At 46.9% G+C, this 19,464-nt stretch carries 18 protein-coding genes, 1 tRNA gene and 1 pseudogene; 11 read left to right on the forward strand and 9 right to left on the reverse strand.

Features of this window, described 5'->3' with window-relative positions; all coding sequences use genetic code 11:
* The 3 genes and pseudogenes from H6H02_RS22890 to H6H02_RS22900 all read right to left on the reverse strand — a co-directional run.
* A pseudogene (locus H6H02_RS22890) lies at window positions 1-87 on the reverse strand (IS630 family transposase); the annotation flags it as partial.
* 128 nt (window positions 88-215) lie between these two features.
* Window positions 216-791 (reverse strand): cold shock domain-containing protein, encoded by a 576-nt coding sequence (locus H6H02_RS22895; protein WP_190822119.1) that lies wholly within the window; start codon window positions 789-791, stop codon window positions 216-218.
* A gap of 304 nt (window positions 792-1,095) precedes the next feature.
* Window positions 1,096-1,169, reverse strand: a tRNA-Arg gene (locus H6H02_RS22900).
* A gap of 34 nt (window positions 1,170-1,203) precedes the next feature.
* Here H6H02_RS22900 and moaC point away from each other — a divergent pair.
* From moaC to H6H02_RS22915, 3 genes are all read left to right on the forward strand, one after another.
* Window positions 1,204-1,713, forward strand: a complete 510-nt coding sequence (gene moaC, locus H6H02_RS22905) for a cyclic pyranopterin monophosphate synthase MoaC (RefSeq protein WP_190822121.1) — start codon at window positions 1,204-1,206, stop codon at window positions 1,711-1,713.
* Window positions 1,714-1,781: 68 nt separating this feature from the next.
* Window positions 1,782-2,099, forward strand: a complete 318-nt coding sequence (locus tag H6H02_RS22910) for a 2TM domain-containing protein (protein ID WP_190822123.1) — start codon at window positions 1,782-1,784, stop codon at window positions 2,097-2,099.
* A 102-nt stretch (window positions 2,100-2,201) separates the two neighbouring features.
* Window positions 2,202-2,510, forward strand: a complete 309-nt coding sequence (locus tag H6H02_RS22915) for a DUF3181 family protein (protein WP_190822125.1) — start codon at window positions 2,202-2,204, stop codon at window positions 2,508-2,510.
* 95 nt (window positions 2,511-2,605) lie between these two features.
* Here H6H02_RS22915 and nrtS read toward each other — a convergent pair whose 3' ends face one another.
* Window positions 2,606-2,866, reverse strand: coding sequence for a nitrate/nitrite transporter NrtS (gene nrtS / locus H6H02_RS22920; RefSeq protein WP_190822127.1), 261 nt, complete (start codon window positions 2,864-2,866; stop codon window positions 2,606-2,608).
* 138 nt (window positions 2,867-3,004) lie between these two features.
* Complete coding sequence (gene murJ / locus H6H02_RS22925) at window positions 3,005-4,621, reverse strand: murein biosynthesis integral membrane protein MurJ (RefSeq protein WP_190822130.1); 1,617 nt, start codon at window positions 4,619-4,621, stop codon at window positions 3,005-3,007.
* Between the two features lie 121 nt (window positions 4,622-4,742).
* Here murJ and sfsA point away from each other — a divergent pair, with 121 nt between their 5' ends.
* The 4 genes from sfsA (at window position 4,743) to H6H02_RS22945 (ending at window position 9,350) form a co-directional block, all read left to right on the forward strand.
* Window positions 4,743-5,504: a DNA/RNA nuclease SfsA gene (gene sfsA / locus H6H02_RS22930; protein WP_190822132.1), complete on the forward strand. Its 762-nt coding sequence runs from the start codon at window positions 4,743-4,745 to the stop codon at window positions 5,502-5,504.
* A 178-nt stretch (window positions 5,505-5,682) separates the two neighbouring features.
* Window positions 5,683-6,603: an NAD(+) kinase gene (locus H6H02_RS22935; RefSeq protein ID WP_190822209.1), complete on the forward strand. Its 921-nt coding sequence runs from the start codon at window positions 5,683-5,685 to the stop codon at window positions 6,601-6,603.
* A gap of 87 nt (window positions 6,604-6,690) precedes the next feature.
* Window positions 6,691-7,794 (forward strand): serine/threonine-protein kinase, encoded by a 1,104-nt coding sequence (locus tag H6H02_RS22940; protein WP_190822134.1) that lies wholly within the window; start codon window positions 6,691-6,693, stop codon window positions 7,792-7,794.
* A gap of 203 nt (window positions 7,795-7,997) precedes the next feature.
* Window positions 7,998-9,350, forward strand: a complete 1,353-nt coding sequence (locus tag H6H02_RS22945; RefSeq protein WP_190822136.1) for a serine/threonine-protein kinase — start codon at window positions 7,998-8,000, stop codon at window positions 9,348-9,350.
* Between the two features lie 173 nt (window positions 9,351-9,523).
* Here H6H02_RS22945 and H6H02_RS22950 read toward each other — a convergent pair whose 3' ends face one another.
* Window positions 9,524-11,692 (reverse strand): serine/threonine-protein kinase, encoded by a 2,169-nt coding sequence (locus H6H02_RS22950; RefSeq protein ID WP_190822139.1) that lies wholly within the window; start codon window positions 11,690-11,692, stop codon window positions 9,524-9,526.
* A 275-nt stretch (window positions 11,693-11,967) separates the two neighbouring features.
* Window positions 11,968-12,417 carry a hypothetical protein gene (locus tag H6H02_RS22955; RefSeq protein WP_190822141.1) on the reverse strand — a complete coding sequence of 150 codons (450 nt, stop codon included), beginning with the start codon at window positions 12,415-12,417 and terminating at the stop codon, window positions 11,968-11,970.
* 442 nt (window positions 12,418-12,859) lie between these two features.
* On the opposite strand from H6H02_RS22955, the gene H6H02_RS22960 reads away from it, so the two are divergent.
* Together H6H02_RS22960 and smpB are read left to right on the forward strand one after the other, a co-directional pair.
* Entirely contained in the window at window positions 12,860-14,782 is a 1,923-nt protein-coding gene (locus H6H02_RS22960; RefSeq protein ID WP_190822143.1) for a serine/threonine-protein kinase, read from the forward strand.
* 94 nt (window positions 14,783-14,876) lie between these two features.
* Window positions 14,877-15,344, forward strand: a complete 468-nt coding sequence (gene smpB / locus H6H02_RS22965; RefSeq protein ID WP_190822145.1) for an SsrA-binding protein SmpB — start codon at window positions 14,877-14,879, stop codon at window positions 15,342-15,344.
* A gap of 160 nt (window positions 15,345-15,504) precedes the next feature.
* Here smpB and H6H02_RS22970 read toward each other — a convergent pair whose 3' ends face one another.
* A complete protein-coding gene (locus H6H02_RS22970; RefSeq protein WP_190822148.1) occupies window positions 15,505-16,476 on the reverse strand; it encodes a cation transporter in 972 nt (323 codons plus the stop codon).
* An 86-nt stretch (window positions 16,477-16,562) separates the two neighbouring features.
* Between H6H02_RS22970 and H6H02_RS22975 the strand changes: the two genes are divergently transcribed.
* A complete protein-coding gene (locus tag H6H02_RS22975) occupies window positions 16,563-17,441 on the forward strand; it encodes a Cof-type HAD-IIB family hydrolase (RefSeq protein ID WP_190822150.1) in 879 nt (292 codons plus the stop codon).
* Window positions 17,442-17,610: 169 nt separating this feature from the next.
* On the opposite strand, the gene H6H02_RS27970 is transcribed toward H6H02_RS22975, so the two are convergent.
* Window positions 17,611-18,552: a DALR anticodon-binding domain-containing protein gene (locus H6H02_RS27970; RefSeq protein ID WP_190822152.1), complete on the reverse strand. Its 942-nt coding sequence runs from the start codon at window positions 18,550-18,552 to the stop codon at window positions 17,611-17,613.
* Window positions 18,553-18,727: 175 nt separating this feature from the next.
* On the opposite strand from H6H02_RS27970, the gene H6H02_RS22985 reads away from it, so the two are divergent.
* On the forward strand, window positions 18,728-19,426 hold the full coding sequence (locus tag H6H02_RS22985; protein WP_190822154.1) for a Crp/Fnr family transcriptional regulator: 699 nt from the start codon (window positions 18,728-18,730) through the stop codon (window positions 19,424-19,426).
* Window positions 19,427-19,464: the final 38 nt, after the last annotated feature.

The following is a 19,464-nucleotide window of genomic DNA, read 5'->3' on the forward strand; positions in this document are numbered from 1 at the left end:
CTCGCTCACTTCACTCTTGTTGAGTCCATCTAACTCGATTGCTTGGATGACCTTCCGGCGTAAGTCATAACTGTAAGCTTTTGCCATCACAGAGTTTCCAGTCACTTCTATCACCACTCTACGTCCTAACTGAACTGGCGACAGCTATAACTACTTGGACTCAGTTGAATGCTTTCTCTATCACTTCGGTGTAGCAAAGTGTTGGACTGCTAATACTACCTCGGCGATTTACGCCAACCATTTGCTATCGCCTCTGCCTCTGTGCAAAACCACTTCTCCCCACTTGCTGGCTCAATTCGTGTTGACTCATAATCCTCACCCCCCAGAACGTGGTAAATCTTGTTTCCCGTTCCAACGGAAATGTTTCCTTTAATATTGCATCTTGGTTTTGTAACAGATGTAACAAATGTATTTGGAGATGAAGAACGGCTACCACTATATTCCGGAGAACGGCTGTCGCTAAGTTTCATTGCCACAATCGCAATAAGACCTACTATAGCAATGCGAATAACCTTTTGCAGTCCGTGTTTTGTCGCGTTTCGCTTATTCTTATCACGAAAAGATTGAGGTGCAATCCCTTCAATTGACGCATTGGAGGCACGAACTTTTCCATTTGCCTCAGTTGTTAACTCGTAAAAAATTGTATCCCCTACTTTTGGGCGGCGGCTTGCCCCTTTGAGCGCACTGATATGAAGAAAAACTTCTTTACCTGCATCACTAGGTTGTATAAAGCCGAAACCCCGATCGTCCTTCCATGTTTTCAGTTGACCCTTATGCGGAACAGGTTTCATAAAAGAGCCTCATTTTATATGCCCATTTCGTAGTGTTCGCACATGAAAACAAAGTGACAATACTAATTTCTCCCATTCATAACTTTACGGTATCTTAACGCCAAAACACGGACAGATAAAAATTGAAATGCTGCTTCCACTGAGATATTAAGCAACCCAACCAATTATATTGAGTTGCCTGGTTGGATGAGCATTCATTGCTAGCGATCTCGCTTTGCTTGGGAGGATGCGATCGCTCAGGTTAGCGCAATAATAAGTTGATATAAAAAAACAAGGCAAAAGTTTTAACTTTTGCCTTGTTTAACGGGCTAGGAGGGATTCGAACCCCCGACACCGTGGTCCGTAGCCACGTGCTCTAGTCCACTGAGCTACAAGCCCTTGCCAGAAACTTATAATAGCATAGCCTAACCGTATGACGCAAAATTTTTCTCAAAATCAACCGCTCACTCATCTGGATGCCCACGGTGAGGCTCAGATGGTAGATGTTTCCGGCAAAGAACAAACTCGACGCCATGCTGTTGCTGCGGCACAAGTGCGGATGTTGCTAGAGACATTTGAGGCGATTCAGGCGGGGAACGCGCCGAAAGGAGATGTACTGGGAACTGCGAGATTGGCTGGGATTATGGCAGCAAAGCAGACTTCTGAGCTAATTCCCCTGTGTCATCCCTTGCCAATTCATAAAGTAGAAGTTCATATCGTGCCTGACGCCCAGTTGCCGGGATATCAGATTCAAGCGGAAGTCGTCACCAAGGCGGAAACTGGCGTGGAAATGGAAGCGCTAACAGCCGTTTCTGTCGCTGCACTTACCCTCTACGACATGGCGAAAGCGTTGGAAAAAGGGATGGTGATTGAATCGATTCGCTTGGTGAGTAAGACGGGTGGCAAGTCGGGAGATTACCTGCGCCAGGGACAGGGCAGTTAGCGGCTTAGAATGAATTTAGTTGTTAGCGCTAACAACTCATAACTCATAACTTATAATTCATCACTTCCATGCCTCCTCGTTGGCCTCGAAAACCAGACCGTAATGACCCCGCCTATCGTCGCCTCGACGATAGAATGAATTTTGCCATCCATGTGGCGATTTTTGGTGCCTGTAATTCTGGCTTGTGGTTTTTCCACAACTTGCAGAATGCTACATGGCCTTGGGCAACCTGGGTGACAGGCGGATGGGCGTTAGTCTTAGCTACCCACGCTCTGTATATCTTTGCACTCGCAGATTATTCCGACCCAGTAGCCGAATCTGCAAATACTAGTGCTGGTTTAGGATTCCAGCCCAAAACCAAAGAGAAATCCAAAAAAACTACCTAAAGATAGATCGCTGTCTCTTGCTTTTCGTGGATTAAAACTCGGACGGGGATCAATTGCAATGAAAGCATTAGATTCCCTATCCGCATAACCAAAGTAAATCCTATGGCTAGAACCAACACTTCTGAAGCAATTGAATCCCTCGCCGCCGAAATCGGCGAAAACGTTTACATCGATGTGGCTAAATGGCACCTCTATTTGCAAGATGCCAAGCTGCATACGGTTGTGGCAGAAAAGTTGTATCCCCTATTGGCTGATAAGTCTCTAGATGAAAATCAGGTGTCGAAAGTCCTGCAAAATATTCCCGTCAAGTTAGGCGGCGGGAAGCGGGAAGTTCCTCTAGTGGATTTGTTGCCTACGCAGTGTCAGGCAAACCTGATGGAGCTTCTGGAAGAATTCCAGCGCAACCTATAAACAAGCTGTAGCTTTTCCCTTCCCCTTCCCTAGGGAAGGGGAAGAGGATTACGTCTGCCCGATCCGAAACCGGTTGGCAAGAGTTAGTTGCATTACTAAAAATGTTTAGTTTGATACGCAGAAGTTTTGATTAACTTGCGACGATAAGCGTATTGACCGTAAACACTAACCAGATAAGGCATTAGGTAGGTTAGTAATACAGAAATCCAACGATCGCGCGTCATTCCGCCTCGGAAAAAGGCAACCCCATGATTGATCAAAAACAAAAGAGTCCCGACAAATAGAGCCGTTTTCAATCCGGTCGGGATAAACTCTTTGTCAAATAAGCTGACAAGATATGCTTTAAGTGTCTTCATGATGATCAAGGGTTGCGATCGCTAAGCTAGATGAGCCAATCCTCAATACTCATCTGGGCTTACTGTTAGATATCACACCTTCCTCTTCAGGTTTGGTATTGTTTCATACACCTGATTGAGCTGGTTCAAGTGCGATCGCTACCTCGCAAAGCGTTGGCGAATCCGCGACACAAAAATATCGACTTCTGGCAAATTTAGCCGCGTCGCCAACAAAGCATAAACGCCTAAGCCGACTAACCCAGCGACACTAAGTTGCAACAACTGCACCAGCAACCCATTCGCATTCCAGACTTGTTGAAAACCTGTACTGACACCCCAACTCGCTAAACCAGCCACAAAGCTAGCACCTGTCAAACCCAAAATTGGCAAACTCCACTCTTGCCAAGGCAAGCCGTTAAGCTTGCGATTCAAAATCCAAACGAGTGCCACGACTGAAATGGTATTCACCGTCACTGTGGCTAAAATCAAACCGGGTGCGCCAAAACGTTGAACAAGAATAAAATCTAGCAGAGCATTCAAGAAGATATTCACGATACTGATGCGAAAGGGCGTCTCTCCATCGCCCAAGGCATAAAATACCCGCACCAGTACATCGCGCCCCAAGTAGACAAACATCCCAATCCCATAAGCAATTAGCAATGAAGCCACCAACTCAGATGCCCCAGACTTAAAGGCTCCGCGTTGATAGATTACTTGGACGATGGGGACTGCTAGCGTTATCATCAGGGCACTCAAAGGCAACATGGTAATCGCAGTCAGGAGTAATCCTTGACGAATTCGTTGCTTGAGTTCGGGCCAATTTTCAGGGGCAGAGAGTCGCGAAAAAACCGGCAGCAGGGGGACTAAAATTACATTCGAGATAATTCCTAGGGGCGTTTGAACTAGAAGCCCCGCATAGGTCATGGCAGCCGCGGCTGTGGGGATATACGAGGCGAAAAATAAATCGGTGTAGAGGTTAATTTGCAGCATCCCAGAGGAAAGCGTCGCCGGTCCCATTACCTTCAGGACATCCTTGACTCCTGGCTGATGCCAGTCAAACCGCAAGCGTAACTTACCCAAGCCAGCCCGCCATTGGGCAACGAGTTGGACTAGCCACTGCAACACGGCACCGGCAAGGCTTCCCCCCGCCAAAACCAGCCCCCCCAGTTGGGCGTATTGGGGTAGGTTGATTTGGTTGCCGAGTTGTAGCGCCAAGATTGCCAGCCCGCCAATTACGGTAATGCTGGAGAATAAGGGACTAACCGAGGGTAGCCAGTACATATCCGCCGCATTGAGGGTGCCAAAGCCAATCCCAATCAGCCCAGCCATCAGTGCCATCGGAGCCATGATCTGTAACTGCTGGATCGCGATCGCTCTTACTTCCATTCCTTGCGGCGTCTCGCTTAAACCGGGTGCTACCAGGTTAATAAAAACACCCGCAAACAGGATTAAGACGATCGTGACGAGTAGCAGTATTCCGCCTACCATCGTTGTAATCGTCTCCACTAAAGGCGCGGCTTCCGATTTGTCGCGCTGCTTGGCTAAAACGCTGACAATCGCACTGTGAAAAGGGCCATTGATGCCGCCCAGTAAGATCAGCAAAAAGCCAGGAATCACATAAGCGTAGTTGTAGGCATCGGCAACGACACCCACGCCAAAAGCGGCGGCGATCGCTTGTTGACGCACCAACCCAAAAATTTTACTAATCAGCGTAGCAATTGCCACAATTCCGGCAATGCTAGCGAGTGTCCGAGCGGTTTTCTGCTTTTCAGTCACGAACGGTTAACAATCCCTCAATTGGCTCATCTTATTTAAACGCAAAGGTTAACCCCAAGGTACGCCAAGTTAAAATCTCCTTTGCGCTCCTTTACGATTTCCCTGGCTTACCAAAAATACTATGGATTGGCTCTACCGCTACCCGACTCTCTCCTCCGGAATTTTGCTCAAACGCTACAAGCGTTTCTTTGCCGATATTGAACTTGCGTCCGGGGAGGTTATTACCGCCCATTGTCCAAATACCGGCCCAATGACTGGGGTTTCAACGCCCGGTAGTCCCGTGCAGGTGTCGTATAGCGACAATCCCAAGCGGAAATTGCCCTATACCTGGGAAATGATTCAAGTTTACGATACCGAACCGACTTGGGTGGGAGTGAATACCGCTTTGCCTAATCGGGTCGTTAAGTTAGCACTAGAAAAGTTCCTGTTCCCAACATTGGGCAATTACAGCCAAGTTCGTTTTGAGGTGCCCTATGGAGTAGAAAAAAATAGCCGGGTAGATTTTTTACTGACTGGTAATGACTCCGATTTACCCATTTATTTGGAAGTCAAAAGCACGACTTGGGCGCAAGGGAAACTGGTGCTATTTCCCGATACAGTCACGACACGAGGACAAAAGCATCTGCGGGAACTGACCGCGTTAATTCCTCAGATGCGGGCGGTAATGCTTTATTTTGTGAATCGCGGTGACTGTACTCATTTTGCGCCTGGAGACACTACCGATCCACTGTATGGAAAATTATTGCGCGATGCGATCGCCCAAGGGGTGGAAGTATTACCCTGTCGCTTTGAAGTTACCCCAGAAGGAATTCGCTACTTGGGTTTAGCCGATTTTCTGCCTTCAATGCCCGCAGAGACAACTTGCCTATCTTTGGCAGAATAGCGATGCCTAAACAGTGGAACCTCACCCCTAACCTCTCTCCGTGAACGGAGAGGGGAATATGGAACCCTTCCCCGTGAACGGGGAGGGGCAGGGACAGGGTTAAAAAACGGAAAGGTAGCCCAAATGCAAAGCGATAGGTATCTTGAAAAATAGCTAACTTCGATTGAGTAAAGGCAAATTGGAGCTAAAAAACGTCATTATTGCACACAAGGCGGGAGATCCCCTCAGCCGTAGCTGGGCAGAAAAGTGCGCCAAACAACTGGAAAAACGCAATTGCCACGTACTGATGGGGCCAAGTGGGGCAAAGGATAACCCCTACCCAGTGTTTTTGGCTTCTGCAATGCATCCCATCGACGTGGCGATAGTATTGGGCGGCGATGGTACGGCTTTGGCTGCGGCGCGGCATCTATCTCCAGAGAAAATCCCGATTTTGGCGGTAAATGTGGGGGGACACCTGGGATTTTTAACCCAGCCGTTTGAGGATTTTCAAGATACGGAGCAACTTTGGGACAGACTTAGTGAATATCGCTATGCAATCGAGCGGCGGATGATGTTGCAGGCGGCGTTATTTGAGGGAAATCGCACGAATTTAGAACCTGTGAGCGATCGCTACCTTGCACTCAATGAAATGTGCATCAAACCTGCCTCTGCCGACCGCATGATTACCTCGATATTAGAAATGGAAATTGATGGCGAGGTGGTCGATCAATATCAGGGAGATGGACTGATTGTTTCTACTCCCACTGGCTCCACTTGCTACACCATCTCTGCCAATGGCCCGATTGTCCACTCTGGCATGGAAGCGATTACCGTTACGCCCATCTGCCCGCTAAGTCTGGCGAGTCGCCCAATTGTCATCCCTTCTGGTTCTGTCGTCAGCGTTTGGCCTTTGGCTGACTACGAGCTAAACACTAAACTATGGATGGATGGCGTCTTGGCAACTGCCATTTGGCCCGGACAGCGCGTTGATATTCGCATGGCAAATTGTCTTGCTAAGTTCATTATTTTGCGGGAAAACTATTCTTATTACCAGACCCTCCGCGAAAAGTTGCAATGGGCAGGAGCCAGAATTCGGTACAGTAATAATCACCGGAATTAGGAGCAGTAAGCAGTTACGAAAATTCAGCGCCAGCTTTCTCAGGAGCTTTGTGCCAGAATTAACCCAATCGTTTTAAATTTGTGAGCAATGGCTTGGGCGGCTGGACATTCGTTACAGAACGGCAAGTACACTATCGAGAAAGTGCTTGGAGGGGGTCGCTTTGGTATTACCTATCTCGCTAATGCCAAAGGTGAAAGGGTTGTCATAAAAACCCTGGGTGATGCTCTGCTGAATAACTCGGACTTTAACAGGTTTCAGCAAAACTTTGTTAAAGAAGCATTCAAACTGGCTAAATGCCAACATCCTCATATTGTGCGGATGCTTGAGGAACCGTTTCTAGAACAGGAGCCATCCCAAAACAAAGAACTGTGGTGTATTGCGATGGAGTATGTTGCTGGAATTGATCTAGCCCATCGACAAAGCGCTATTTTATCAATTGAAGAAGCTCGCTGTTATATTCAGCAGATTGGTGAAGCTTTAATGGTGGTGCATCAGAAGCAGATGGTGCATCGGGATGTGAAACCAGCCAATATTATGATTAGGTCGGGTAAGAGTGAGGCTGTTTTAATTGATTTTGGGTTAGCGCGGGATTTTGACCGCAAGTTGAGTGCAAGCGTTCTTGATACGGAGGCTGAACCAAATTTTGCTGCGCCTGAACTTTATTCCCGAACTGCTGAATTAGGAGCTTATACCGATATTTATTCCCTAGCCGCAACGCTATACAACTTATTAACAGGACAACTGCCCACCAGTGCAAAGGAGCGTCAGCTTAACAATACTCCTTTGAAGCCACCAAAAGAAATCAATCCTCAGATAAGTGATAAAGTAAATCGCGCTATTCTTCGGGGAATGGAACTAGATGCTAAAGAGCGCCCTAAGTCAGTAGAGGAATGGCTGGACGATTTGGGATGGAAGCGTGAGGCGACTGGTATCCCTAATTCGCAGATTGAAGCGGAATCAGATAGACAGACACGATTAGCAGAGCAACAAGTTAAGTTAGGAGTCGCAAATTTGTGGATAGCAGTGGTGATTGGGGTAGTATCAATTTTGGTGGGGGTGTTGTTAACAGTATATGGCGATCAATTGAAATCTATTTTCGTCAATCCTTCCTCGCCACCCTCTTCAGAACCATCGCCAGCTACCACTTCAAAAACACAAAGTTCGCCTATTAAATCGCTGCCAAAAAACTAGGGGTATTGCATTTCTATGCCCCAGATATATTCCACCAATAATTCGTGAAGGCGAGATACCCGACTTCTTAAAGAAGTCGGGTATCTGAACCACTGGCATCTCACAACTAGGGTAATTTTCCTGGCACTTAACATCGTTAACTGAGATGTAATGGACTAAAAAGCCTGTGTAAAAATGAATGTAGTCCTAGAGAAATTTTAATTATGTTTTGGACGGCAGGGCAACAGTTGGACAATGGCAAGTACGTCATTGACAGCATTCTAGGGCAAGGAGGATTTGGGGTTACTTACAAAGCAAGGCATGGGAGGCTGAATCATCTAACATTTGTGATCAAAACTCCCAACCCGTTTTTGAGAAAAGATCGAGAATATGCCCGGTATGTAGAGCGGTTTATCAAAGAAGCCCAACTGCTAGCCCAACTGTGTGCCAATCCTCATCCCCATATTGTGCGGGTTAGCGACTTATTTGAGGAAGGCGATATGCCTTGCTTGGTGATGGAGTATATTCCAGGGGAAAACTTATCTCACGCAGTAGAGTGCAAGGGGGCGTTACCTGAAACTGAGGCGGTGGAGTATATTCGTCAGGTTGGGGATGCTTTGGCATTCATACATCAAGCGAAGCTGGTACATCGAGATACCCATCCGGGTAACATCATGCTGCGTCCAGGTAGAGATGCTGATTTATCCCGTCTGTCTCAAGCTATTTTGATAGATTTTGGGTTGGCTGGAGAAATTCTTCCTAAAAGCCCTACTTCAAGACATTTTGCCAATAAAGATTTTGCTCCCTACGAGCAAATGAAGGGTAGTGTAGCGCCTACCGTAGATGTGTACTGTCTCGCTGCCTCACTGTACTATGCCGTTACTCGTGAATATCCGGCAACTGCTTGGGATCGCAGGTATCACAGCGCTGATTTAGTGGCACCACAGCAACACAATCCCAGGATTAGCAAAGAGTTGAATCAGGCAATTCTGGCAGGGATGGCATTAGAACCGGAAAACCGCCCTCAATCAATGGAGGAGTGGTTGCAGATGTTGGTTCCAGAGGTTACTGGTGACGATTTGAGTTCTGAGAGGGGAATAGATTACAACAAACTGCGAAAGTTACTAGCATCTAGGAACTGGGAAGAAGCAGATCAAGAAACAGGAGACAGGATACTAGAGGCAATCGGTCAAGAAGACTGGTGGGATGTCACATCAAACGATATAGATAAATTTCCCTGTGCCGACCTCGGCACGATTGACACTCTCTGGATAAAATACAGCAATGGGCGCTTTGGCTTTAGCGTGCAAAAGCGCATCTGGGAAAGCGTCGGTGGGAAACCGGGTTCGTGTGACTATGAAATATATGAGAAGTTTGGCGATCGCATCGGCTGGTACGTGAAACAAGAAGACGAATGGCTCCCCCGAAGTAACCTGACCTTTACCCTCAATGCCGTAGAGGGGCATCTCCCGTCTGCACCCTTGCACCCTTGGGAAAGTGTTGCACCCGAATTGACGTTGTGTGTTGTATATGATTGGGTATGTCTTGTTCTCCGCATTGAGACTTGTAAAGTCTAGCATTGCTTAGTTACAGCGGATTGTAACTATTTGCTATTACAAAGTTTTGAATGGCGAGGCATCTGTAAAAGCAAAAAGTTTCGTGTCAGCTTAAGAAGATATCATCTTGAATGCGATCGCGCCTGTAATTAAATCAAGAGCGCGATCGCTATCTATTTTAAACGCACAGCAGCTTATTTCTTTTTCTCACGCTTCGGCTTTTCTGGTTTATCTGACTCTGCACCTGATTTTTGAGTTAGCTTTTCTTTTTCCTGCTTCAGTTGATCCTGCGATCGCTGTTTGGCTTCTATGGCTTGCTGGTAATCTGACTTGTATCGAATCGCTTTGTCATAAGAAGCGATCGCTTCTTCGTACCGCTTTACGTTAAACAACGCATTCCCTCGGCTGAACCAGCTTTCGTAGTGATCTGGCTTGATGGCAACGGCTCGATTATAAGACGCGATCGCTTCTTGATATTGTTTCAAGTTATAAAGTAAATTGCCTCGATTGTACCAAATGAGGTAATCGCCCCGATTAAATTTTAAGGCTTGGTTATAGGAAGCGATCGCTTCTTCATATCGTTGTAATTGATGCAGCGACCAACCAATCCCGTACCAGCCTTTAGAGTAATTTGGCTGAATTTTAGTAACTTGTGTATACGAGTCAATTGCATCTTTATATTGCTGCAAATTCACTAACGCATTCCCCCGGCTATACCAAGCTTTGAAGTGATTCGGTTGAAATCTTACCGCCTTGTCATAAGATTCAATCGCGTCTTGATAACGTTGTAAGCTCATTAGCGAGTTACCCCGATTGTACCAAGCTTGGGAGTAGTCGGATTTGGATTCTACAGCTTTGTCATAAGACGCGATCGCTTCCTCGTATTTTTGCAAATTGTGCAGCGTCCAGCCCCTACTGTACCAAGCTTGATAGTAGTCCGGCTTAAATTGCACCGCCTTATCAAAAGATTCAATCGCTTCTTGATATTGCTGCAAATTCGTCATTGCTTCACCGCGACCATTCCAAACTTCTGGTGAATTGGGATTAATGCTTAAAGCTTTCTCAAAAGAATCAATCCCCTCTTTGTATTGCTCCAATTTATCTAGCGCATAGCCCCGACCCGCCCAAGCTTCAAAGGATTCTGGGCTAATCTGAATGGCTTTGTCGTAAGCTTCGATCGCTTCTTTGTATTTATTCAGGTTGAAGAGGATTTGACCGCGACCATTCCACGCTTCTAGATAGTCTGGTCTAATTTTAAGGGCTTTGTCATAAGCATTAAGCGCTTCTTCATTTCGATTTAATTCTGAAAATGTCTTGCCTTGGTTATACAAGTCAGTCGCATTAGAAGAGTTAATAAAATTAACCATGAAAATGGCTGCCCCCGTTCCCAATCCTAGGGCAATTGTTGAAATTAAAATTTTCCAGGGAAGGGAACGCGATTTTTTGTTTTTTTTCTGGCTTGTCGGACGAACAGGTGATTTGACAGAGGGTGAAACCATCATTGTGACACCCGTTGGTATCTTCAAATCTTTCAGAGCTTGCAATGCTTCAGCAGCAGATCGGTAGCGCTGCCGAAAATCATAACGCACCATTTTGTCTAACACATTTGCCAGGGAGTTGCTGACTGAGGAATGGTTGCGCCAAATAATTTCACCCGTATTAGGATCTTCTGGTAATTCGTTAGGAAATAAGCCGGTGAGAGCCTGAATTCCTATCATGCCTACCGCATAGATATCACTGCTTAACTTGGGGTTTCCGTTCGCTTGTTCGCTGGGCAAGTAGCCGGGAGTGCCAATGGCAACAGTCAAGCTACTTTTAGCTCCATTAATTATTTGAGTGCTAATTCGTTTAACTGCACCAAAATCAATTAAAACTAATTTATTATCTTGTTTGCGTCTAATTAAATTTCGCGGGTTAATATCGCGGTGAATAACATTTTGTTGATGAACAAATTCTAATATTTCTAAAATTTCTTGTAATAGAGAAATCACTTCATCTTCAGATAGCGGCGGGATGACTCCACTGCTACCACCTGTGGGGAGTTCCTGGCTAAGATCGCCACCTTCAATGAATTCTTGAACCAGATAAAACTCTTGATTTTCCTCGAAGTAAGCAAAAAGCCGAGGAATCCGATCGTGATTCCCTAACTGGTGCAGAACTTTTGCTTCCGTCTCGAAGAGGCGTCTCGCGGTTTGCAACGTCTGGGGATCGGTTGCTTGAGGCTTGAGTAGCTTAACAACGCATCGAGGCGTGCCAGGAAGATACATATCTTGGGCAAGATATGTTTGACCAAACCCTCCTCCCCCCAAGGAGTTCATGATTTGGTAGTGTCCTCCCAGTGTTTGTCCGATCGTTAAGTTCATGTGGTTTCGTAGCAGTTACCGTTGGGAAAGCGTCTTCGCAGAAAAATCGCGCAATCATTGAAATCGATTTTGGCACAGAAGAACTTGCCTAACTCCACCTACATGGGTGAAAGCAATCCATCAGGTGATTTGATGCGATCGCTTCACTGGACACGCCGCCGCTTCCAGTCAACCCCCCATCGCGCGCTCGCTCTCAGCTCAAACGTCTTTCTCAGGGTAGGCGATTGACTCTACCCATAGCAAGGGGATTGCTGGTGAGCTGAAACATACTTTTGTCAATATGCAACCAGGCTCTTTTGATAAAAGTTAACCATATCCACACCAATGATAAAAAAGTTTGTCTTTGCTACGCTTCTAGCCTTTTCAGCGCCTCTCGCTCTCTCTACGTTAGGTCTTGCCCAATCTAGCGCCCCAGGTACACCAACCACACCAGGCGTAACCCCGCCAACCACACCAGGCGTAACTCCCGCAATCCCACCAACCACACCAGGCGTAACCCCGCCAATCACACCAGGCGTAACCCCGCCAACCACACCAGGCGTAATCCCGCCAATCACACCAGGGATTCCGCCCGTGACACCCGTGATACCGCCAACCACACCAGGGATTCCGCCCGTGACCCCCGTTATACCGCCGACCACACCAGGGATTTCGCCCGTAACACCCGTTATACCGCCGACCACACCAGGCGTAACACCAACGACCCCATCGATTACACCAGCCATACCACCCGCGACGCCACTACAGTGAACTGTAACGATTGGTATCTAGAGAGTGGTCTGTCAACATTGATGTAAAAAGTAGAGGCTTTCCGACCCGAAAGCCTCTACAAACCCTAAAAACATTCTTGGCACAGCAATAAACTTGGATTTTTTGAACCATCATCGGGGTGCAAGTTGAGAAATACACCCTCAACTGTAAGCTTCTAAACACTGTAGGCTTCTAAACGAGGTAAAGAGTCTCAGCATGAGCGTATGGGCACAACAAAACTATAAATAACTCTTTATTTGAGAAAGTCGGGTTCTGGTATCTGGGCGCGATTTTAGATTTATTTGCACCTAGGTGTGTAACACATATCACTGAGTTCCGGAAATAGATGTGAATTGCTGAAAAATTATCTAGATGTGGTTTGAAAATTCACTGGATAACGAGCTAGCAATTTACTCCATGATCGGGAAATTAATAAAAGGGCGTTACCAAATTGTCCAACTCCTGATGTCTGGAGTTTTTGGACAGACCTATATTGCTGAAGACATTGACCAAGTAGGCAACCCAAAATACGTTGTCAAGCACTTTAGCCATGCAAGTTCAGAACCCAACAGTTTGGAAAGTGCAAGGCGTCGGTTCCGTAGCGAAACAGAAATCCTGACAAAACTTGGCAAGTATACCCGAATTCCCCATCTGTTGGAATTCTTTGAAGAAAACCAAGAATTTTATTTAGTACAAGAATTTATTCAAGGACATCCGCTGAGTGCAGAACTGCCGATGAGTCAAGGCTGCGTCAAACGCTGGACAGAAACCGAAGTTGTAGAAATGCTGCAACAAGTCTTGCATATTCTGGCATTTGTTCACAGCCACGGCATCATTCATGGCGACCTCAACCCGAATAATTTAGTCAGACGCGCAGAGGATAGCCAATTATTTCTAGTAGATTTTGGTGCAGCACAGTCACAGCATTCAATTCCCGATTTAACACAGCCCGATCTAGCACAGCCCGATCTAGCACAGAGCAAAACGACCCTAGCCGTCGGTGGCTTAGGCTACATTCCCTCAGAGCAACTCATCGGACATCCCCGCCGGAATAGTGATATCTATGCGTTGGGAGCGATCGCTATCCAAGCATTAACCGGCGTGGAACCTGCACAATTAAAAGAAGATCCTGAGACGGGTGAGCTGATCTGGCAGCACCTTTTTATCAGCAGACCCTCAATGCGTGTCCTGAGCGATCGCTTAGTTCCTGTCCTGAACAAAATGGTACGCTACCACTTCAAAAGCCGCTACCAGTCAGCTTCGGAGGTATTGCAAGCCCTCCAGTCGTTGGATGGAAGCCAGAAGCCTGTCGTCAAGACAACCAACCAGCCACCCGTACAGAAGGCAGTCGTTCATCGTCACAAAAAAGAACCTCAAAAAGCCACAATTAAAGAAATTTCCCCTCAAAACTCAAGTAAAACAGAGGGAAATACTCGCTCTTACAAACCTCAACATTCTCCGATTCTGACTGGACTTGGAATCGGAATTGCGGCGAATAGTTTAGTGATAACCGGCGGACTTTATTCTCTGCTAAATGCTTTTCCGTCAGAGTCTTCATCAGACATTTTAGTTACAGCACAGGACAAATATCAGAAGGGAGATTTCCAAAGCGCGATCGCTCTGGCAAAATCTATTCCCGAAAAAAGTCCCATCTATCCAGAAGCTCAAGCTACCGCACGCGAGTGGAGCCAAGAATGGCATACCGCTGCCGCTCAATTTCAAGCCGCCGAACAAGCATTTAAGGAAAGCCGGTGGTTAGATGTGCTAGAGGCAGCTCGTAAGATGCCAAAAATTGCCTACTGGCAAAAAAAGATAGAGCCACTTGTGCAGAAAACTCAACCCAAGATGGAAGAAGAATCTCAAAAATTATTAAAAAAAGCCTACGAGCGAGCAGCCGAAAAAGACTTTACCAGCGCCCTAAACTATCTCAAATTAATTCCTCAAGAAACGCCTGCCGGAGCAAAAATTCAACCGAAAATTGCAGAATATACAAAAAAGCAACATATCAAAGCTGATTATTTGTTACAACAAGCCTACGAGCGGGCATTCGTAACGGACTTTGCAGGTGCGTTAAATTATCTCCAACAGATTCCCCAAGACACCCCTACCTACACCAGAGCTTTAGCCAAGAGTACGGAGTATGCCGAAAAGCAGTATCTCCAAGCGGAAGCCGAAAAAAAGGCGGAAGCTGAAAAAGCTGCCCAATCCGCTGCTCAGATTGCAGTAGAGCGCCCAGATATATTTAGAAGCAGGGAAACGGGGGCGAGGTATCGAGATATCAATCCTGGTAGCCGCCTTCAAGAAGTTACCCTAAGACTCATTCCCAGAAGGGGGAATTGATCGACGATCTGCTTCCCGGCTCCCTCTGGAGTCTATTGCAACGGGTTCTATTTTAAGGCTACGTTAAGGGAAGGTTTTCCACATCTGGGCTGTAATGAGTGAAAAGAACGAAGGGATAAAAATTCTTAGCGATAATCGGCAAGCCCGTTTCCTTTATGAAATTTTGGAAACCTATGAGGCGGGAATCGAGTTAACGGGTACCGAGGTCAAATCGATTCGTATGGGTCAGGCCAATTTACGAGATGGCTATGCCCTGATTCGCGATGGTGAGATATGGCTGCTGAATGTCCACATTTCCCCCTACAAAGGCATCGGTGCGTTTTTCAACCATGACCCCCGCCGCACTCGCAAATTGCTACTACACCGTCAGGAAATTCGCAAGCTGATTGGCAAGGTGGAACAGCAAGGCTTAACGTTAATCCCTCTGAAAATGTATTTGAAGGGGGGTTGGATTAAAATCAGTTTGGGTCTTGGCAAGGGTAAAAAGCTACACGACAAGCGCGAAGACATCAAGCGGCGCGATGATAGACGCGATATGGAACGGGCGATGAAAAATTACTAAGGGGAGTGGGCAGTCAAGGCAAATCTGGCAAAATTTGGTTGACATTTTAATCCGCCAACCCCCGATCAATTGGGGGATAAAAAACGAATTGCAAGTGAAGCATCAACAAGCGGGAATTGGGATGAAGTGCTAGTTCAACGACCGGAAGCGTCCCTTAAGATTAATTTTGGCTGTGTGTTTCATCTCGTCGATAACGAATCCCATTCACGTCTAAATTTGGGTTAGAGAAGCTGTAGTTTTCTAGCTCTCGAACATCATCATCAATATAGAAAATGGCTTGAATGGGGCCGTAACGCTCTCGAATTGCTAACTCAATGCGCTCGGCAATTAAAGAAGCAATCCCCATAAACTCTGGATGCAGAATTAGATGCATCTGCACCAATACCAAACGCCCGACAATTCCTCGCGATTCAATCTGGTAACAGTGGGTGACGCCTCCAACCTGACGGGCAATTTGCGCCAAAACTTCAGGAGCGATCGCAGTCTGCTGCATCATCAGCGGTAACTGCCAATTCACCACGTACCAACAACTTCTCACGGCTAGAAGAACTAACACAACTGCCAGCATTACATCGAGCCAGAATAGACCCCACATCACTCCTACCAAGCCTGCTAGCACTAAGAGGGTCAGTCCCACATCTTTTAACAACTGAATGGCATTAAACCGTACAGCAGGGCTATTTAAAACTCTGGCTTGGTACACGCCGATGAGCGCGAGAGCCAGGGTAGCGGTGACAACTACTCCCAGCAATTGAATCAGGGGTAGACTCACTTCGGTAGGAAACGGCAGATCGACAACCCTCGTCGCAGCGGCTAGCTGTTGAGCAGACATCCCCAGCAAATTTAAGCAGGCAAAGCCCAAAAAAGCTACGAGTAGAAGCGTTGCCACGCTTTCCAGTTTGCTATGACCATGCACCTCGCGCCCTGCTAGGCGGTCGGGTGCGGCAGTGACCAGCAAACTCAACAAGATACTAAAGCTAGTAATCACAGTGTGCAGCGACTCCGCTAGCAGACTGAGCGATCGCGTTGTCCAACCTGCTGAAACTTTAATTGATAAAACGAACAAGGTGAGCCAAAGCGTCGTAAATAGAACCCGACGACTGGCGCGATAGCGATTCTTTGCCTCAGTCATAGCATTTTAAGGAGTTATTAGTTTTTGGTTGTTAGTGTTTAGAAGTTTGGTTACTCTAGCAACGAACAACGAACAACGAACAACTCATGTCAAATTCTTCTTTTTCTAACCAGGTAGTTGAGGTCAGCACTCCCAGTTTAGATGCCAAGGCGATTCGATTATTAGTTTTAGATATTGATGGCACGATTGCCGGTGTCTCCAACACTATCAGAGAACCTGTACTTCGGGCAATTCGTGCCGTTCAAGCAAAAGGGATTCACGTTGCGATCGCTACAGGTCGGATGTATCGTTCTGCTGTGCGCTTCCATCAAGATGTTGGCTCGACGTTGCCGGTGATGGCTTATCAAGGTGCTTGGATTCAAGACCCCGTCACCCAGCAAGTTCTGCGTCACTCGCCCGTTTCTGAGCCAATGGTATTGCAATTGTTGGAACACTTTGAGGAGCCGGAATTGCGATCGCTCCTTTCTGTCCACTTCTACATCAATGACCAGTTATATGTTAGAGAACTGACATCGGCAACCAAAGCTTATTCAGAACGCTCCGGCATCCAGCCTATCGTTGTTGGCGACCTGCGGAACACTCTTTCGATTGCTGAACCGACAAAAGTTTTAGCGCTCTGTGACGACACGACTGTAATTGAAAATTTGCTCGGAACGTTACGAAAGCGTTACACCCCAGCCGAACTTTACCTAACCACCTCTGTCGCAACTTTCTTTGAAGCGACTCACCCCAGTGTGAATAAAGGAACGGCAGTGCGTTACTTAGCCGAAGAGATATTAGGGTTAGATGCCACTAATGTCATGGCGATTGGGGATAACTTTAATGATTTGGAAATGCTTGAATACGCTGGGATTGGTGTCGCGATGGGGGATGCGCCCGTAGATGTTCAAGCGATCGCGCAGTGGGTGGCTCCTAGTGTAGAGAAAGATGGTGCCGCCGCTGCCATTGAAACGTTTCTACTTTAAAACCCTTTAGATCAGAAAGAGGACCGACGACTGGCCGTGTTTCGTCTCGGTCCCCTCACTGGTTCGCTCCTCACACAAGAGCAATCATATTCGACATCATTCCATTTGTCTAGTGCTTTTTACAAAATTTTCTAACTAGGGATAGGCAGTGGTGAAACTAGTGGTGAAACTAAAGTTCGATGGGTGCCAAGATGCCCAGCCTGTGTTGCAAGAGGAATTTCAAAATTGTGCGAGTTCCCCCCACTAATCCCAATCTTGCCTGCGCCAGATGAGGCGTCTGAGTCTTCACTTCGCCAAAAATGCGACATTCACTGTAAAAGGTTTCAAAAGCCTGAGCAGCATCAAACGCCCGTTTTCCCCACTTTGGTTGATTCATGTCCCTCAGTTCATCTAGCAGCCCCAGCAACTGGGCGATTAAGCGGCGTTCTGCTGGATGAACCAACTGGAGTTTGCTGTCCGCAGTCAGCCAAGGAATTGGCTCTGGGTAGATCAGCCTCAGCGCGGGCGAGTCCTTGAGCTGGATTATCTTCTCCCGATGCCCTAAGCGCAGCAAAGAGCAGCAACGGGCATGGATGTACTGCACTTTTGAAAGACTTGATAGAGGTTGGGGGCAAGTAATCGGGAATTGGGAATTGGGAATTGAGACTTGGGCATCGGGAATTCGGTGAGTGCTAATCAGTTCGTCTGCTACTAAAAGCTGCAACCAACGGGCTATTTCCGCATCGGTGAGTTGGAAATCAATGAAACCAGGAGGAATCACTTGAATTGTCAAATTTTGTAAACCCGCCTTTTTCTGAGCGTCATCAACGCTAGTACAGAGATAGGCAGCTAGCTCCGTTGCAATGTCCAGGGCGGGCAGGTGCCAGAGAGCCGCAAGTTTGAGAGCGACACTTGACCTGTATCGGAGGCTCGTATCTTCCTGAAATCTCTGGAGAGGGATTTCGGCACCCCCGATTGGCTTAGCACTCAACAGCAGATTTTTCTCTGGCAGATGTGAAGCGATCGCGTCCTTGTCGAAAATGTACCTTTCTCTGTACAAACCGATAGCTGCTTGTAGCTGAATAAGCACCTGCTGCTTCAGCGATGGGCAATCAACAGCCGGTAAATTCACCTTCTCACTCCCTCCCTTTCAAAAGCGTATTCCGCTTATCTAGTCTACTTTTCTGCCCTCTACCTAAGGTTAGAACTTTCCCAGAATAATATCTAACTCCAGCAGGCGCGTAAGGAAGTATTTTTTGCTACCTTGTAAGCCTGGTAAAATTTATAAAAGATCATCGCTGCCACTTATGCATTCACCATCCTCCACATCAGAGGTATCTCGACCGTTTTTAACCTGGCAACGGATTCTAGACTGGGCGCAGGAACACTACCGTTATCGAACTTTCAGTAAAGATGAGCGGATTCCAGCGAGACCAGGACTTTTGTATCTAGTCCAACGAGGTGCCGTCCGCCTAGTCGGCACAGCTCAAGTTAGTGCCAACACCAGTTCTTCCGCTGCTAAAGCCCTACGTTTGAGTCCAGAAGAAGCTTTTTTAGGCTTTGTGGGTGCAGGACAACCATTTGAAATTGTTGCCCAGTCACCGTTTACCCTTCAGGCTTATGCCCACGTCGATCAAACTTCTGTAGTTTGGATGTACTGGCATGACCTAGACAACTGGCCTCACTTCCGTCGCGAGGTCTTTGATGCGTTTCGGTATCAGCACCAGCGCAAGCTACTGTGGCTGAGTACTCTAGGACAGCGACGGACAATCGATCGGCTGTTGGGCTTCCTGACGCTGTTGATCGAAGAATTTGGCGAACCTCAAGATAGCGGTTACTGCCTGCCCTTTCCCCTGACTCATGCCCAAATTGGTAGTGCCATTGGTTCTACCCGCGTCACCGTGACTCGGTTAATGGGTAAGTTACGTCAAAAAGGATTAATTAGAACTCAAGGGGATAATTTGCTGTGTTTACCGGCATCCGCTTTGAGTGTTAACAATAATTAGCTTTTTGGATGGATTGCCATCAGTTTGTTGTCCTGACG

This window comes from Coleofasciculus sp. FACHB-1120 (genome assembly GCF_014698845.1).
In the GTDB taxonomy this organism is placed as follows: Bacteria; Cyanobacteriota; Cyanobacteriia; order Cyanobacteriales; family FACHB-T130; genus FACHB-T130.